This window comes from Pseudomonas parafulva, assembly GCF_002021815.1.
In the GTDB taxonomy this organism is placed as follows: Bacteria; Pseudomonadota; Gammaproteobacteria; order Pseudomonadales; family Pseudomonadaceae; genus Aquipseudomonas; species Aquipseudomonas parafulva_B.
In genome coordinates, this window is sequence record NZ_CP019952.1 from 3,120,783 (window position 1) to 3,135,358 (window position 14,576).

The following is a 14,576-nucleotide window of genomic DNA, read 5'->3' on the forward strand; positions in this document are numbered from 1 at the left end:
CCGACCCTGCGCAGGGCCTGCTTAACCGATCATTCTGGCCAGCCGCTGGCCACTGCCGCAGGCCAGGGTGAAGCCCAGCGCGCCATGGCCAAGGTTGAGCCAAAAGTTGCGATAAGGCGTTGCGCCGATGATCGGCACACCGGTGGGCGTCGCCGGTCGCATGCCGGCCCACTCCACCGCGTGGGCGTAATCGGCGGCTTGGGGCAGTGTCTCCAGGGCCAGGCGTCGCATGCTCTGCAACCGGCGTTTGTCCAGCGCCTCGTCTTGCCCCACGATGTCGACCATGGCCGCAACGCGCAGGTGCCGATCCAGCCGGGCATAGACGATCTTGCGCTCGTAGTCCGTCAGGCTGATTTCAGGCGCACGCTGCCCTGATGCTAGCGGCGCAGTCAGGCTGTACCCTTTGAGTGGATAGATCGGAATGTTCACCCCTGGCAACTTCAGCGCAGCGCTGCGGTAACCGGCGCACAGCACCAACTGATCGACTGCCAGTTCTTCGTGGCCAAGGCGCAGCGCTACCACCTGATGCCCACGGTGAAGCAGCTGGGTCACCGGCTGACCGAGCCGGAACCGGCATTGGCCAGAGGCTTGCAGCGCGGCGGCCAGGCCCAGGCAGAAGGCATGGCAGTCGCCTACCTCTTCGTCCGGGGTGAATATGCCACCCACGAAGGACGACTCTTGCAGCGCAGGTTCCAGTGTCCGCAGCTCAGCAGCGCCCAGTACCTGCTGGTGATCAGGATCGGTCAGTTGCAGACGGCTGCGCTTGAACTGGGACTCGCTGCGAAACGCTACAAGCTTGCCATTGCGGCGCCAGGCAAAGTCGCCGAGGTCCTGGGCTTGGCGCCACTGGGCCAACACCGCCTGGCTGTGCAGGGCAAGGTCAAGCAAGACGGCGGCGTTGCGCCGGTTGACGCTGCGTCGACATGCCAGGGTAAAGGCCAACAGCCAGCGCCACTGCGCCGGGTCCAGACGCAGGCGCAGACGCAGCGGGGAATCGCCCTGCAGCAACCATCCCAGCGCCTGCCACGGCACGCCCGCATCAGCCAGTGGCGCGACGTAGCGGTAGGACAATTGACCGCCATTGGCAAAGCTGGTGGCTGCCCCCAAGGTGTCGTGGGCCTCGATCAATTCTACGCAATGGCCTTCCTGCACCAGCGCATAGGCCGTCGCCAGCCCGACCACGCCGCCCCCTATCACCGTCACCTGCCGCTTCATCGTTCATCCCTGTTCAGCATCCTGGCTCAACAGTACCAGCGGATCAGGTCGGGCAGCTATGCTTACCGTCATCGAGCCCCTGACGCACGTTACGGCTGCGCAGGCTGGCCTTGCCATCGTGCCAGTTCAGGGTCAGAACATAGAGGGTGTCGAAATCACCATCCTGCCAATCCTCGGTGATGACGTGCTCCTTGCCGACAGCTTTTTCCGCGACGGTATTGATCAGGTCCGGCAGGTAGCCGTGTGACCACGCGGTATAGATGGTCGCGTTACGGTACTTGTTGCTGAGCAGCTCATCGGCCAGGTCATCGGTGTCGTTGGCGCTGTAGTCGATGTTGACCGGCAGGCCAAGGCGAATGGCACTGGGGCTGATGGTCATGAGCGGACGCAGGTAGCTGTAGCTTTGATCATCGGCGCCCTCCTCCACGTGCCGGGACGGGTTGGCGGCAAACACGTAATCGGCCTTGCCGAAACGTTCGGGTAAAACCGTGGCCAGGTCCAGTGCACGGTTCAGGCCCTGGCAGTTCAATTGGCCTAAGCCTTCACCGGGTTTTTCGGCATGGCGCAGAAACACCAGGGTCTGGGTGCCATCGACCGGTTGCGCGCGGCTCTCGACGGCGTCCAGCGCCAGCGGTACGCCTACGGCGGTCAGGGTCAGGCCCAGCAACCAATGACGGCGACGATGCAGGTGTGGAATCAACTTCATCAATGCAGGCTCGTGTGACAAACGGGTCACCCGCGCATCGCCCGGACGGGCACAGGGCGCCTTTTGCAGTGAGTGCCTTCCTTGACGACGGGTTCGGTTCAGAGTGCCAAAAACCCGATTTGTTCCCCGCTGCCCGGGTTCCAGGCGTCTGGCACGGGCATTACGGGGCCATCCTGTCAGTCGTCGCGCGTCAGCACTTCAAGCAGCTCGATTTCGAACGCAAGGTCCGAATCAGGTGGAATAGATCCGACGCTACGCGCCCCGTAGCCCAGGTGCGCCGGCACCAACAGCTTGCGCTTGCCGCCAACGCGCATGCCCATGATGCCCTGGTCCCACCCCTTGATAACGCGCCCGGTACCGATCACGCATTGAAACGGCTTGCCGCGTGACCAGGAGGAGTCGAACTCGGTGCCATCGGCCAGCCATCCGGTGTATTGGGTAGTGATCAGGGCACCTTTGACGGCCGCTTTGCCGTCGCCCTCGACCAGGTCGATGATCTGCAGTTCTTGGTTCATGCGCAGGCTCCAGCCGCTACGAAAATGCCGTCCTTTTCGCAGCATTGCCCGGATTTGGCAAGCCTTGGTGTCGGCTCGCGCATTGTCCGTGACGACAGGGCCGTCCTATAGGTAGACGGTACCGCGCATGAACAACGCCGCCCGCCCACTGATGATCACCCGGCCATTGCCCGGCAGCACGCAGCGCAGCTGCCCCTTGCGCGCACCGCCCTGCTCGCACTCAAGTGACTGCTTGCCCAGCCGTTGTGCCCAGATCGGTGCGAGCGAGGTATGGGCCGAGCCGGTCACCGGGTCTTCATTGACCCCCACGCGTGGCCCGAACCAGCGCGTCACGAAATCGAACCCACGCCCCGCCGCCGTCACGGCGATGCCGCGCACGTCAAAGCCGGCCAGCGCGACAAAATCTGGCGTGAGGGTGTCGAGCAACCCAGGGTCATCGACCACCACCACGTAGTCGTCGCTGCGATATACCGCCAACGCTTGGCGCAGGCCCAACGCCTGCAACAGACCGGCTGGCACGGGCTGGACCTCTGGTTGGCGAGCGGGGAAATCCATGGCCAGCAGGCCGTCCGCTTGACGAGTTACCCGCAGTTCACCGCTGCGGGTATTGAAGCGCAGCACCTGCGCCGGTTCATTGAGGTGTTCGAACAACACGTAGGCCGAGGCCAGCGTGGCGTGGCCGCACAAGTCCACTTCCACGGTGGGCGTGAACCAGCGCAGGTCGAACGCCTCGCCGTTGCGTACGAAATACGCCGTTTCGGAAAGGTTATTTTCCTCGGCGATGCGCTGCAGCACGGCATCGGGTAGCCAGTGATCGAGCGGGATGACCGCAGCCGGGTTGCCGCCGAAGGGTTCGGCACTGAAGGCGTCGACCTGGAAGATTTCAAGTTGCATGGATACGCTCCTTGTTGCCTGCCCTTGTGCAGGCATTTGGCAGTATGGGGCTTAATGAAGCACAGGTGTCAGCACTGGCTTGCCGGCGAAAAAAGCATCGAGGTTACGCAGGACCAACGTCACCGTGGCTTCTGCCGCTTCTGGCGATTGTCCGGCGACATGGGGCGTCAATACCGTGTTCGGCAGCGACTTGAGGGTGTCGGGAACGTCAGGTTCCTCATCGAACACGTCCAGGGCCGCACCGGCCAATTGCCCGCCCTGCAGTGCCTGGGTCAGCGCCTGGGTATCGACGACGCTGGCCCGCGCGATGTTGACCAGGTAGCCCTGGGGGCCGAGTGCGTGCAGCACCTGTGCATCCACCAGGTGGCGTGTATCGGCGCCGCCGGGTGTGGCGACCACGAGAATATCGACTGCCCCGGCCAGGGCCAGGACGCTGTCGTAGCCGGTGTAGGGCAATGCCGGACGTGGTGTACGGTTGTAGTAGCTTACGGGCATGTCGAACCCTTGATGCGCGCGCTTGGCGATGGCTCGGCCAACGGCGCCCATGCCCAGAATGCCCAGGCGTTTGCCAGTGACCGATGGGCTGATCACGCGCTGCCATTGGCCGCGCCGGGTACTGGCGTCGGCTTGTGGGATGTTGCGCAGCAGGGCCAGGAGCATAGCCATGGCGTGATCGGCCACAGCGTCAGCGTTGGCGCCGGCGCCGTTGGTGACGGTGATGTGGCGGGCATGGGCGGCTTGCAGGTCGACCTGCTCATAGCCGGCACCGATGACGCAGATGATCTGCAGGTTGGGCAGTGCGTCGATTTCCTGGGCGGTCAGGCCGAGGGGGCCGCGGGTGAGGACGGCGTCGATGCGGGGGCCGTTGTGCTCGATGGCTTGGGCGCGCAGGTCGGGGGTTTGGGCGAGGATCAGGTGGTAGCCGGCGTTGGTCAACAGGGGTAGATAGGTGTCTACGGTTTCGACCAGGACCAGGATTGTCTTGTGCATGGTGCCTCCGGGTGGGTTGGGGATTATGCGGAGGGGGTGGGTGGTACAGTCAATGGGTATTGTCGGTGGGGACTTTATGGGAGGTGGGAATGGGGTTTATGGGCGGGCGCTTAGCTTAGTAGTCACCCGGATTTTGAATCAAACTCGGCGGGATTTGAACTTTGAACTTTGAACTTTGAGTTCTGAGTTCTGAGTTCTGAGTTCTGAGTTCTGAGTTCTGAGTTCTGAGTTCTGAGTATCAGTGTGGGCATTTATATTGAGTTGGTATTCAATAGTTAGGGTGGCGCATGATCACCTTTCCGCCCTTACGGCGGCTCACTTTTTGTCTTGTCAAAAAGTGAGCAAAAACCGCCTGCTCCTATCATCCGGCCCCTGCGCTGCGCTCCGGGGTTCCCTCGCTCCGGGCTTGCTCCCGGAAGGACCGCGCTGCAGGCCCCATCCTGGGGCCCAGCGCTTGACAGGCATCCATGCCTGTCACCTCCCTCCGCAAGCCCTGCGCTCGGCCTCCTGAAGTCGCGATCTGCGGCGCCTGAACTACCGCGCGCTTAGAAGCAAGATCAAGATCAAGATTGACGGTCTCGATGGCACTGAGGCTCTTTTGTATGAAGTGTCTTAAGTACTAAGAATTCATCTTGCTCTTTGCGGTGCAGCTGCCTTGTACAACATTACAGGGCTACCCCATTTCGTGTAGGAGCGGTCTTGTACCGCGATGGGCCGCGCAGCGGCCCCGGTTGTTTGGCTGTACCACTTACACAATTAACGCCGTTGTGCGGCCCATCGCGGCCGGTGCGGTGCCGAAAAATCTACTGCCCAAACGCCCGCCCCAGCCCTCCAGGCACACCACTGCTATCGGTCTGCTGCCAAGGCCCATCCGGGCTCACCGACCAGCTCCAGCCGTTGTCGAACCGGTAATACGTCCGCTGGCGGTAGAACGTGTTGGGTTTTTTGTCCAGCACATACACGCCCAACTTGGGGTCCCAGTGGCTCGCCCCGCCCGGCGGCGGGGCAAAGCTTGCCGAGGTGCGCGGCACTGGTTTGGCTGGGGGGGCAGGCTTGCTCCCAGGTCCAGCAGGCTGTCCACCTGGCAGCGGCTTGACCACCGGCCCTTTGGGCGGGAGCCGTTCGATCGGCGGTTCGGGCTCAGGCTGCGAAGCAGGGCCATGCACCGTACAGGCCGACAAACCCAGTGCCAGGGTGATCAGGCTAAGGCGTACCGTCGCGTGCATAGGGAACTCTCTTACGAATCAGGGCTGTCGATGATCAGGCGCTGCTGGGCCTGGGTCGTGTTGGGCAAAGGCGCGCTCTGGCCAACCCACTCGCCGCGGGTCGGCTGCCCATCCTTGGAAACGCGCGCAACCAGTTGGACTTCGGCGAAATCGGACAGTTTCATCTGCGCCATCATCGCATCCGCATCTGAAAGCTCGACCTCGATGGGCAACTGCGCCACCGTCACCCGCTTGGCGGCAAGTGGCATGGGCGGGCCGCTGCTGGCGCGGGCGAAAATGAAGACGGTGTCCTGTGCCTTGACCTTGTCCCGCAAAGCTGGCGCCAATTCCACCCGCACCTTCAAACGCACCGCAGCAGGTGCCGGCGCCTGAGCAGACTGAGTGCCCAACCGTTCAGCTGCACGGTCAATGCCGCCCTGCAATGCCGCGCGCGACGCATCCCCTTGCGGCAACTGCGCCAACAGCCGCTTCCAGTACTCGATAGCCTCCTGATAGCGCTCACCTTCAAATGCCGCAATGCCACGCAGCCCCAAGCTGGTGACCTCATTGGGATCGGCTTTCAGCGCCTCGTCAGTCAATGCCTGCAGTTGCCCACTCCAGCGCTTGTCGGCCGCGAAATACAGGGCCTGAGCCCACTGGCCCAGCAACTCGGGCTGGCGACCGGCCAGGGCTACTGCGCGCTCGAACGTGCGGGCCGCCTCGGCAGGGCGTTGTTCGGCCATGTAGGCACGGCCCAGGAAGTACACCGCCTCGGCCGAATCAGGTTGTGCCTGAACCACGCGCTCCAGGCGTGCCGTCATTTCTTCCATCGACTTAGGTGCCTGGGCAAATTCCTGGGTAAGGGCCACTTTGTCCGCCGCACCGAAGTGCAGGTACAGCCCCAACGCCAGCAGCGGCACCAGAACCGCTGCCAGCAACGGCAAGGCCCTGCCCAATTGACGCTGCCTGGCGGGTTCGGCGCCCTCGGTGTCAGCCAGCAGTTCACGGGCGGCTTCGTCACGGCCCTGACTCAATTGCAGGTCATCGAGCACACCCGACGCTTGCTGCGCGGCCAGCGCGGCGATGCGTTCCTGATAGAGCACCACGTTGAGCGCCGTGCGGTCTTGCTCCTGCTGGTGGCGACGGCCACGCAGGATCGGGATCAGCAGAAAGCTGAGGGCCGCGAGCAGCAACAAGCCCGCGCTAAGCCAGAATTCAGTCATGGGTGCGTTCTTTTTCCAGCAGGTTGGCCAGCCGTGCGCGCTCCTCGGCTGACAATTCATCAGTGCCTTGCACGGCCGCCAGGCGACGACGCCGTACAATCACCGCCAATACGGCGAACCCGCCGACCAGCAGAATGCCCGGGCCAAACCAGAGCAACCAGGTCCGGCCGCTCAGCGCAGGCTTATAGCGCACGAAATCACCGTAACGGTCGACCATGAAGTCGACGATCTGCTGGTTGCTCTTGCCCTCACCCAGCATGCGGAATATTTCCCGGCGCAGGTCAGCCGCAATGGGTGCATTGGAGTCGGCGATATCCTGGTTCTGACACTTGGGGCAGCGCAATTCCTTGGTCAGTTGCTGATAGCGCTCACGCTCGGCCTGGTCACGAAACTGATAGGTATCGATGGCGGCCTTGGCCACCCCACCGACGCACAGGCTCAAGGTCAGGGCTGCGAACCAGCGCTTCATGGCGTCGCCTCGTCGAGCAGCGCCTGGTAGCGTGGCGCCAACTGCTCGCGCCAGACACTGGCGTCGACCACGCCCACATGCTTGTAGCGAATCACGCCATCGCCATCGATCAGGAACGTCTCCGGCGCACCGTAGACACCCAGGTCCAGCCCCAGGCTGCCCTGCTCGTCACTGATGTCCAGCAGGTAGGGGTTGTGGAACTCGGTCAACCACTTCTGCGCTGCGGCGTTGTCGTCCTTGTAGTTCACCCCATAGATGACCACACCCTGGGAAGCCAGCTGGTTGAGATAAGGATGCTCGACCTTGCACGACGCGCACCAGGTGGCCCAGACGTTGACCAGCGCAGGCCGGCCCTGCAGGTCTGCCTGGGTAAGCGTACGGTCGCCTTGGGTGGAAGCCAGCGAAAAGACCGGGAACGGTTTGCCGATCATGGCCGAGGGCAATTCATCGGGCTTGAGAAACAAACCTTTGTACAGGAACACCGCCACCAGCAGGAACACCGCCAGGGGCATGACCATCAACCAACGTTTCATGCAACTGCTCCAGACACACCCAGGGCCTCGCGCACCCGGGACTTGACCTTGACGCGGTAGCGCCGGTCGAGGGCCGCCAGCAACCCGCCAAGGCCAGTCAACAGACCGCCCAGCCAGATCCAGCGGACAAAGGGCTTGATGTGCACACGCACCGCCCAGGCACCGTTTTCCAAAGGCTCCCCGAGGGCCACGTACAGGTCGCGGGTAAACCCTGCGTCGATCCCGGCCTCGGTCATCATCGACTGCTGCACGGTGTACAGGCGCTTCTCCGGGTGCAGGGTGGCCACAAGGCGACCCTCGCGGCTGACCACCACCGTGCCCTTGTCGGAAATGAAGTTGGGCCCTTCGAAGTGCCTGGCGCCCTGGAACAGGAAATGATATCCGCCCAGCTCCACGCTTTCGCCGGGGGCCATGCGCAGATCACGCTCGGCGCTATTGTTGCTCGACAGCACCACCCCAAGGGCACACACCGCAAGCCCCAGGTGAGCGACCTGCATGCCCCAGTAACTGCGTCCTAGGCCAGGCAGCCCTCTGAGCAGCCCCTTGTGGCGCGTCTTGTCGAGCACATCGCGCAACCCCCCGAGCACTACCCAGGCGGCCAGGGCGAACGTGGCCAGCACCTGCCAGTCGAAATCGTCGACGATCAGGCCCGCCACCGGCGCCAGCACGGCGCTGCCGACCAGGACCGGCGTCATCATGCCCAGTAGCCACTTGCCAGGCGTATCTTTCCACCGCACCACCACCCCTACTCCCAGCACCAGCATCAGCAGTGCCATAAGCGGCAGGAACAGGGCGTCGAAATAGGGCGGGCCTACCGAGAGCTTGGCGCCGGTCAGGGCATCGAGCACCAGCGGGTACAAGGTGCCCAGTAAAATCATCGATGCCGCGACCACCAACACCAGATTGTTCGCCAGCAGCAGGGTTTCGCGCGACCACAGGGCAAACCCCACCTGGCTCTTGACCACTGGCGCACGCAAGGCGAACAGGGTCAGTGAGCCGCCGACCACGAACAGCAGGAAGAACAGGATGAAAATGCCGCGCGACGGGTCGGCGGCAAAGGCATGCACGGAGGTGAGAACCCCGGAACGCACCAGGAACGTCCCCAGCAGGCTCAGTGAGAACGCAGCGATGGCCAACAGGACGGTCCAGCTCTTGAACACCCCGCGCTTCTCCGTCACTGCCAGGGAATGGATCAGCGCCGTGCCTACCAGCCAGGGCATGAACGATGCGTTTTCCACCGGGTCCCAGAACCACCAGCCACCCCAGCCCAGTTCATAGTAGGCCCACCAGGAACCCAGGGTGATGCCCACGCCCAAGAACGCCCAGGCCACCAGGGTCCAGGGCCGCGACCACCGGGCCCAGGCGGCGTCTAGACGCCCGCCGAGCAGGGCGGCGATGGCGAAGGCGAAGGCGACCGAAAAACCGACGTAGCCCATGTACAGCATTGGCGGATGCACGATCAGGCCAATGTCCTGCAGCAGCGGGTTGAGGTCCCGGCCATCGACAGGCACCTGTGGCAGCAGGCGCTGAAACGGGTTGGAGGTGATGATCAAAAAGCTCAGAAAGCCCACGCTGATCATGCCCATGACCGCCAGCACGCGGGCGAGCATCACCTGGGGCAATTGCCGCGAGAACACCGACACGGCGAAGGTCCAGCCCCCCAGAATCAGCGCCCAGAGCAGCAGTGAGCCCTCATGCGCCCCCCAGACCGCGCTGAACTTGTAGTACCACGGGAGTGCACTGTTCGAGTTGCTGGCCACGTAGGCAACCGAAAAGTTGTCGGTCATGAAGGCATGGGTCAGGCACGCGAACGCGAACGTCAGAAAGGCGAACTGCCCCCAGGCTGCGGGCCGCGCCAGGCTCATCCACAAGCTGTCACCACGCCACGCCCCAATCAGCGGCAGGCTGGCCTGCACAGCCGCGAAGCAGATGGCCAGAATCATCGACAGTTGGCCCAGTTCGGGTATCACCAAGGCTGCGTTCATGGCCGCGCCCCCGTCTGGGTTGCCGCCTGGCCGCTTTCTTTCAGCGCCTTGCTGACTTCAGGGGGCATGTACTTTTCGTCATGCTTGGCCAGCACTTCGTCGGCCACCACCACGCCGTCGCCGTTGAGCTTGCCCAAGGCCACGATGCCCTGCCCTTCACGGAACAGGTCCGGCAGGATGCCGCGGTAAGTGATGGGTACGGACTTGTTGAAATCGGTGACCACGAAGCGCACGTCCAGCGAGTCGGAGGAGCGTTGCACCGAGCCCTGTTCGACCATGCCGCCGGCGCGGATGCGCGTGTCCAGCGGTGCCTCGCCATTGGCGATCTGGGTGGGGGTGTAGAACAGGTTGATGTTCTGTTGCAAGGCAGTGAGGGCAAAGCCCACGGCAACCCCGACGCCGACCAGCAGACCGACGATGAGCAACAGGCGTTTCTTGCGCTGCGGATTCACTGCGTTTTCTCCCGGCGCAAGCGGCGCGCCTCTTCTTGCAGGTAGCGGCGCCGGGCCAACACCGGCACGGCGACGTTAAGCGCCAGCACCGCGGCGCAGATGCCGTAGGCCGACCACACATAAAGGCCGTGGTGACCCATGGCGATGAAATCACCGAAACTGGCGAAACTCATGGCACGACCCTCCCAGCCAGGCTGCTCGATATTTCTTCCTTCACCCAACTGGCGCGTGCCTCGCGCTTGAGTACCTCAAGGCGCATGCGCATCAAGAGCACCGCGCCAAAGAAGCAGTAGAAGCCCAGCGCCGTGCACAACAGCGGCAACCACATATCGGCGGGCATCGCAGGCTTTTCGGTCAGGGTAAAGGTGGCGCCCTGATGCAGCGTGTTCCACCACTGGACCGAATACTTGATGATGGGAATGTTCACCACGCCAACGATGGCCAGCACGGCGCAGGCTTTTGCCGAGCTGTCACGATTACTGATTGCCTGGCCCAGCGCAATGATGCCGAAGTACAGGAACAACAGGATGAGCATCGAGGTGAGGCGCGCATCCCACACCCACCAGCTGCCCCAGGTTGGCTTACCCCAGATGGCTCCGGTCACCAGCGCCACGGCGGTCATCCAGGCGCCGATGGGGGCAGCGCATTGCAGGGCGACATCGGCCAGCTTCATCTTCCACACCAGCCCCACCACACCGGCCACCGCCAGCAGAACGTAACAGGACTGGGCCAACATCGCGGCCGGGACATGGATGTAGATGATGCGAAAGCTGTTGCCCTGCTGGTAGTCCTGGGGCGCGAAGACCAGCCCCCAGACCACGCCGACCACTAACAAGAGCCCGGCAGCGATGGACAGCCACGGCAACATGCGCCCGCTAATGGCATAGAACCATTTCGGAGAGCCCAGCTTGTGAAACCACGTCCAGCTCATTTTCATCAGGGTGCATCCAGGGTATTGGCCAGGCTTCAAAGCCCAGGCTCGTTATTCGCCGACGCTGATTTTCAGGCCGGCGGCGATCGCAAAGGGTGCCAGGGTCACGGCCAGGGCCGTCAGGCTGGCGAGCCAGAGCAGGTGGCCGGTGGCGGGCATATTCTGCAACGCCGCCTGCAATGCACCACTGCCCAGGATCAATACAGGGATATACAACGGCAGAATCAGCAACGCCAGCAACAAACCGCCGCGCTTGAGGCCGACCGTCAGCGCAGCGCCCACCGCGCCCAACAGGCTCAACACCGGCGTGCCCAGCAGCAGCGAGCCCAGCAGCACCGGCAGACAGTGCCCTGGCAGGCCGAGCATCAGCGCCAGCAACGGTGCCAGCAACACCAGCGCAAGCCCGGAGAACAGCCAATGCGCCAGCACTTTGGCCAACACCATCAGTGCCAGCGGATGCGGCGAGAGCACCCACTGCTCCAGCGAGCCATCTTCGAAGTCGCTGCGAAACAGCCCGTCCAGGGACAACAGCACCGCCAGCAGTGCAGCCACCCACATAAGCCCCGGGGACAGGTTCTGCAGCATCTGGGTCTGCGCCCCGACGGCCAAGGGGAACAAGGCCACCACGATGGCGAAGAACACCAGCGGGTTGGCAAGCTCCGCAGGCCGGCGAAACAGCAACCGCGCTTCGCGTCGCAACAACAGGGTAAAGACGCTCATGCTGCCCACTGCCCCAGGTTGAGTTCTCGGTAGCCCGCAGGCGTGTGGGACAGGGTGTGGTGGGTGGTCAGCACCACGGTGCCACCGTGCTCGCAATGGGCGGCCAGATGGGCCTCCAGGTCCGCGACGCCCTGTTTGTCCAGGGCAGTGAACGGCTCGTCCAGAATCCACAACGGTGCGGCTGCCAGATGCAGGCGCGCCAGGGCCACGCGGCGTTGCTGCCCGGCCGACAAGGTATGGCAAGGCACGTCCTCGAAACCGCGCAGCCCGACGGCAGCCAGGGCCTGCCAGATCTGTTCGCGGCTGGCTGGACGGTGCAGTGCGCACAGCCAGGTCAGGTTCTCTTCGGCTGTGAGCAGTTCCTTGATGCCCGCGGCATGGCCAATCCACACCAGGATGCTGGCCAACGCATGCCGCTGTTCGTCCAACGGACGTCCACCGAGCAGGATCTGACCGGCGGTCGGCTGCATCAGGCCAGCCAGCAGGCGCAACAGGCTGGTCTTGCCGCTGCCGTTGGGGCCGCTGATCTGTAGCATGTCGCCTGGCCGCAGTTCGAAGGCAAGGTGCTCGAACAGCAGGCGCCAGTCGCGCTCGCAGGCCAGGCCCACGGCTTGAAGATGAAGGGTCACAGTTCTGCCTTATCGTTCTAGGGTTCGGATGACGCTACCCGGACCCCTACCACTCAAGTCACCCGGTGCGCTGCCGTTATACTGGCAATCACGGGCGGGCGGCATTATTACATGCACAGCCAGGCTGCCAAGAGGCTGGGTACCCAAGGTTGTATACAATCATGACTGAAATCAATAGTCTCGGCCTGCAAACCCTGAACGGCGCCCAGGCAATCAAGGCGGCGATGACCGGTGAACTGCTGCGCCTTACCCAGGCCCAGCCCGGGTTGCTCGGCCCTGGCGAGACCGCGCAGGCTGAAGTGGTTGCCATGCGCCAGACCGGCCAGGAGTTTCAGCTGGTTTTGCGTCTGCTGCAAGCCAACGGCCTGCAGACCCAACTGCAAGCCAGCGCCAGCCAGCCTTTGCCCCAGGGCAGTCAGGTGACCGTGAGCCAGCCAGAAGCCGGCCGGCTGGCCATTTTGCTGCAGCAGGCAAGTACCAGCCAGGTCTCGACCCTGACGCGCCTGGACACCGCCCGGGTACCGGTCGGTAGCCTGTTGCAGGGCAAGGTGTTGACCAATCAGGTGCTGCCCGAAACCCCTGGCCAGCCTGCCAGCTACCGGGCGCTGGTGAGCCTTCTGAATACCGCCCAGGCCGGTGCCGTGCTGGCCGTGGACAGCCCCAGGCCGTTGGCGATCGGCAGCCTGCTCAGTGCGCGCGTGCAGGGTGACCAGTCCTTGCAGTTCGTCCCCTTGGCCGGCAGGCAGGACCAACTGGGTATCGCCCAGCATCTGGGCAGCCAGCAAAATCGCCAGGCCTCGCTCCCGAGCCTGTTGGCCGGCCTGCAACAGTTGGCGCGCGACCCGGAGGCTGACAGCCCGCTGCGCACGACGATCGAGCGCCTGCTTGGCGCGCTGCCGACGGCCCAGCAACTGGGTGATGCAAAAGCCGTTGCGCAGGCGCTGCTCAACAGCGGCGCCTTTCTGGAGGCAAAACTGATGACCGGGGCCACGGCGGGGCTGGGCGCCGACCTCAAGGCCAACATGCTTCAACTCATTACCCAGATCAGCACCAACGCCGCCCTTGGCCCACCACCGGCCAGCCTGGCAGCGGCCGTGCCGGCGCTGGTTCGAAACGCGCTGGGCACGCTCGAACGGGTAAGTCCCAAGCCCCAGCCGGGCGCATTCCCGCTGCCCTCAAGACTGTTGCAGGCCTTGGAGGACGAAGGTGATCTGGAGCAATTGCTGCGCTTGGCCGCAGCTGCCGTTTCGCGCCTGCAGAGCCACGCCATGAGCAGCCTGCAGCAAAGCGGCACACTGGAAAACGGCAACCTGCAGACCACTTGGCAGACCGAAGTGCCCATTCGCCACGGGCAGGAATTCGTGCCCCTGCAGGTCAAGCTTCAGCGCGAAGAACCCCCTCAACAGCAGGCCGACCGCGAGCATCAGGCCCCTGATGCGTTGCAACCGTTGTGGCGGATCGAACTGGCTTTCGATCTGGCGCCGCTCGGCCCGCTGCAGGTCCAGGCCCAATTGGCCCAAGGCCGTCTCAACGGCCAGCTGTGGGCCGAGCGCGAACCGACCGCTCGCCTGATCGAGCGCCAGCTTGGTGCACTGCGTGAACGCCTGCTGGCGCGTGGCCTGGAGGTCGATGAGCTGCACTGCTACCCCGGCGCACCTGCGCAGGGCCCCCGGACACGGGTCGAACAACGCTGGGTGGACGAAAACGCATGAGTACCCCTACCCCCCGCCAGGCCGTAGCACTGAGCTACGATGGACAACAGGCGCCCACACTCAGCGCCAAAGGCGACGATGAACTGGCCGAAGCCATCCTGGCCCTGGCGCGCGAACATGAAGTACCCATCTACGAAAACCCGGAGCTGGTGCGCCTGCTGGCACGCCTTGAGCTGGGCGAGCAGATTCCCGAAGCGCTGTACCTGACCATCGCCGAAATCATCGCGTTCGCCTGGCAGTTACGCGGCAAAGTGCCAGCGGGCTTCGACGATGCTCCGGCCCAACCACGCGACGTTACGCCCAGGCACTTGCGCCTGCCCGAAGGGTAGTAATCGGCTAAGGCCCCATGCGACGATGGGGCCGACACTGTATCGGCTCCTTTTACTGCATGAGTCGA

Annotated in this window: 17 protein-coding genes; 2 read left to right on the top strand and 15 right to left on the bottom strand. The window is 63.7% G+C overall.

The window, feature by feature from the left end; genetic code table 11:
- Window positions 1-21 precede the first annotated feature (21 nt).
- From B2J77_RS13880 to ccmA, 15 genes are all read right to left on the bottom strand, one after another.
- Window positions 22-1,215, bottom strand: coding sequence for a D-amino acid dehydrogenase (locus tag B2J77_RS13880; protein WP_078478870.1), 1,194 nt, complete (start codon window positions 1,213-1,215; stop codon window positions 22-24).
- Window positions 1,216-1,258: 43 nt separating this feature from the next.
- Window positions 1,259-1,921: a histidine phosphatase family protein gene (locus tag B2J77_RS13885; RefSeq protein ID WP_078478871.1), complete on the bottom strand. Its 663-nt coding sequence runs from the start codon at window positions 1,919-1,921 to the stop codon at window positions 1,259-1,261.
- A 176-nt stretch (window positions 1,922-2,097) separates the two neighbouring features.
- Entirely contained in the window at window positions 2,098-2,436 is a 339-nt protein-coding gene (locus B2J77_RS13890; protein ID WP_027915980.1) for an FKBP-type peptidyl-prolyl cis-trans isomerase, read from the bottom strand.
- 105 nt (window positions 2,437-2,541) lie between these two features.
- The gene (locus B2J77_RS13895) at window positions 2,542-3,330 is read right to left on the bottom strand and encodes a PhzF family phenazine biosynthesis protein (RefSeq protein ID WP_078478872.1); all 789 of its coding nucleotides are present in this window, start codon (window positions 3,328-3,330) and stop codon (window positions 2,542-2,544) included.
- Window positions 3,331-3,381: 51 nt separating this feature from the next.
- A complete protein-coding gene (locus B2J77_RS13900) occupies window positions 3,382-4,320 on the bottom strand; it encodes a 2-hydroxyacid dehydrogenase (protein ID WP_078478873.1) in 939 nt (312 codons plus the stop codon).
- Window positions 4,321-5,123: 803 nt separating this feature from the next.
- Window positions 5,124-5,546, bottom strand: coding sequence for a hypothetical protein (locus tag B2J77_RS13905; protein WP_078478874.1), 423 nt, complete (start codon window positions 5,544-5,546; stop codon window positions 5,124-5,126).
- Window positions 5,547-5,557: 11 nt separating this feature from the next.
- The gene (gene ccmI, locus B2J77_RS13910; RefSeq protein WP_078478875.1) at window positions 5,558-6,748 is read right to left on the bottom strand and encodes a c-type cytochrome biogenesis protein CcmI; all 1,191 of its coding nucleotides are present in this window, start codon (window positions 6,746-6,748) and stop codon (window positions 5,558-5,560) included.
- Window positions 6,741-7,217, bottom strand: coding sequence for a cytochrome c-type biogenesis protein (locus B2J77_RS13915; protein WP_058606096.1), 477 nt, complete (start codon window positions 7,215-7,217; stop codon window positions 6,741-6,743). Before B2J77_RS13915 ends, ccmI begins: the two co-directional genes overlap by 8 nt.
- Window positions 7,214-7,750, bottom strand: a complete 537-nt coding sequence (locus B2J77_RS13920; RefSeq protein ID WP_078478876.1) for a DsbE family thiol:disulfide interchange protein — start codon at window positions 7,748-7,750, stop codon at window positions 7,214-7,216. The genes B2J77_RS13915 and B2J77_RS13920 overlap by 4 nt, the downstream gene beginning before the upstream one ends.
- Window positions 7,747-9,720 (bottom strand): heme lyase CcmF/NrfE family subunit, encoded by a 1,974-nt coding sequence (locus B2J77_RS13925; protein WP_194286111.1) that lies wholly within the window; start codon window positions 9,718-9,720, stop codon window positions 7,747-7,749. Before B2J77_RS13925 ends, B2J77_RS13920 begins: the two co-directional genes overlap by 4 nt.
- Window positions 9,721-9,731: 11 nt before the next feature.
- Complete coding sequence (gene ccmE / locus B2J77_RS13930) at window positions 9,732-10,187, bottom strand: cytochrome c maturation protein CcmE (RefSeq protein WP_058606094.1); 456 nt, start codon at window positions 10,185-10,187, stop codon at window positions 9,732-9,734.
- A complete protein-coding gene (gene ccmD / locus B2J77_RS13935) occupies window positions 10,184-10,360 on the bottom strand; it encodes a heme exporter protein CcmD (RefSeq protein ID WP_023533952.1) in 177 nt (58 codons plus the stop codon). The genes ccmE and ccmD overlap by 4 nt, the downstream gene beginning before the upstream one ends.
- Window positions 10,357-11,124, bottom strand: coding sequence for a heme ABC transporter permease (locus tag B2J77_RS13940; protein ID WP_058639109.1), 768 nt, complete (start codon window positions 11,122-11,124; stop codon window positions 10,357-10,359). The genes ccmD and B2J77_RS13940 overlap by 4 nt, the downstream gene beginning before the upstream one ends.
- A 45-nt stretch (window positions 11,125-11,169) precedes the next feature.
- On the bottom strand, window positions 11,170-11,838 hold the full coding sequence (gene ccmB, locus B2J77_RS13945; RefSeq protein ID WP_058639110.1) for a heme exporter protein CcmB: 669 nt from the start codon (window positions 11,836-11,838) through the stop codon (window positions 11,170-11,172).
- Window positions 11,835-12,467, bottom strand: a complete 633-nt coding sequence (ccmA, locus tag B2J77_RS13950) for a cytochrome c biogenesis heme-transporting ATPase CcmA (RefSeq protein WP_058639111.1) — start codon at window positions 12,465-12,467, stop codon at window positions 11,835-11,837. Before ccmA ends, ccmB begins: the two co-directional genes overlap by 4 nt.
- Before the next feature lie 161 nt (window positions 12,468-12,628).
- Here ccmA and B2J77_RS13955 point away from each other — a divergent pair, with 161 nt between their 5' ends.
- Together B2J77_RS13955 and B2J77_RS13960 are read left to right on the top strand one after the other, a co-directional pair.
- Window positions 12,629-14,179: a flagellar hook-length control protein FliK gene (locus B2J77_RS13955; RefSeq protein WP_078478878.1), complete on the top strand. Its 1,551-nt coding sequence runs from the start codon at window positions 12,629-12,631 to the stop codon at window positions 14,177-14,179.
- Window positions 14,176-14,508, top strand: coding sequence for an EscU/YscU/HrcU family type III secretion system export apparatus switch protein (locus tag B2J77_RS13960; RefSeq protein ID WP_078478879.1), 333 nt, complete (start codon window positions 14,176-14,178; stop codon window positions 14,506-14,508). The genes B2J77_RS13955 and B2J77_RS13960 overlap by 4 nt, the downstream gene beginning before the upstream one ends.
- Window positions 14,509-14,576: the final 68 nt, after the last annotated feature.

Coding starts and splice junctions, on each gene's coding strand:
- B2J77_RS13880 (WP_078478870.1), bottom strand. CDS start 1,215: ATGAAGCGGCAGGTGACGGTGATAGGGGGCGGCGTGGTCGGGCTGGCG.
- B2J77_RS13885 (WP_078478871.1), bottom strand. CDS start 1,921: ATGAAGTTGATTCCACACCTGCATCGTCGCCGTCATTGGTTGCTGGGC.
- B2J77_RS13890 (WP_027915980.1), bottom strand. CDS start 2,436: ATGAACCAAGAACTGCAGATCATCGACCTGGTCGAGGGCGACGGCAAA.
- B2J77_RS13895 (WP_078478872.1), bottom strand. CDS start 3,330: ATGCAACTTGAAATCTTCCAGGTCGACGCCTTCAGTGCCGAACCCTTC.
- B2J77_RS13900 (WP_078478873.1), bottom strand. CDS start 4,320: ATGCACAAGACAATCCTGGTCCTGGTCGAAACCGTAGACACCTATCTA.
- B2J77_RS13905 (WP_078478874.1), bottom strand. CDS start 5,546: ATGCACGCGACGGTACGCCTTAGCCTGATCACCCTGGCACTGGGTTTG.
- ccmI (WP_078478875.1), bottom strand. CDS start 6,748: ATGACTGAATTCTGGCTTAGCGCGGGCTTGTTGCTGCTCGCGGCCCTC.
- B2J77_RS13915 (WP_058606096.1), bottom strand. CDS start 7,217: ATGAAGCGCTGGTTCGCAGCCCTGACCTTGAGCCTGTGCGTCGGTGGG.
- B2J77_RS13920 (WP_078478876.1), bottom strand. CDS start 7,750: ATGAAACGTTGGTTGATGGTCATGCCCCTGGCGGTGTTCCTGCTGGTG.
- ccmD (WP_023533952.1), bottom strand. CDS start 10,360: ATGAGTTTCGCCAGTTTCGGTGATTTCATCGCCATGGGTCACCACGGC.
- B2J77_RS13940 (WP_058639109.1), bottom strand. CDS start 11,124: ATGAAAATGAGCTGGACGTGGTTTCACAAGCTGGGCTCTCCGAAATGG.
- ccmB (WP_058639110.1), bottom strand. CDS start 11,838: ATGAGCGTCTTTACCCTGTTGTTGCGACGCGAAGCGCGGTTGCTGTTT.
- B2J77_RS13955 (WP_078478878.1), top strand. CDS start 12,629: ATGACTGAAATCAATAGTCTCGGCCTGCAAACCCTGAACGGCGCCCAG.
- B2J77_RS13960 (WP_078478879.1), top strand. CDS start 14,176: ATGAGTACCCCTACCCCCCGCCAGGCCGTAGCACTGAGCTACGATGGA.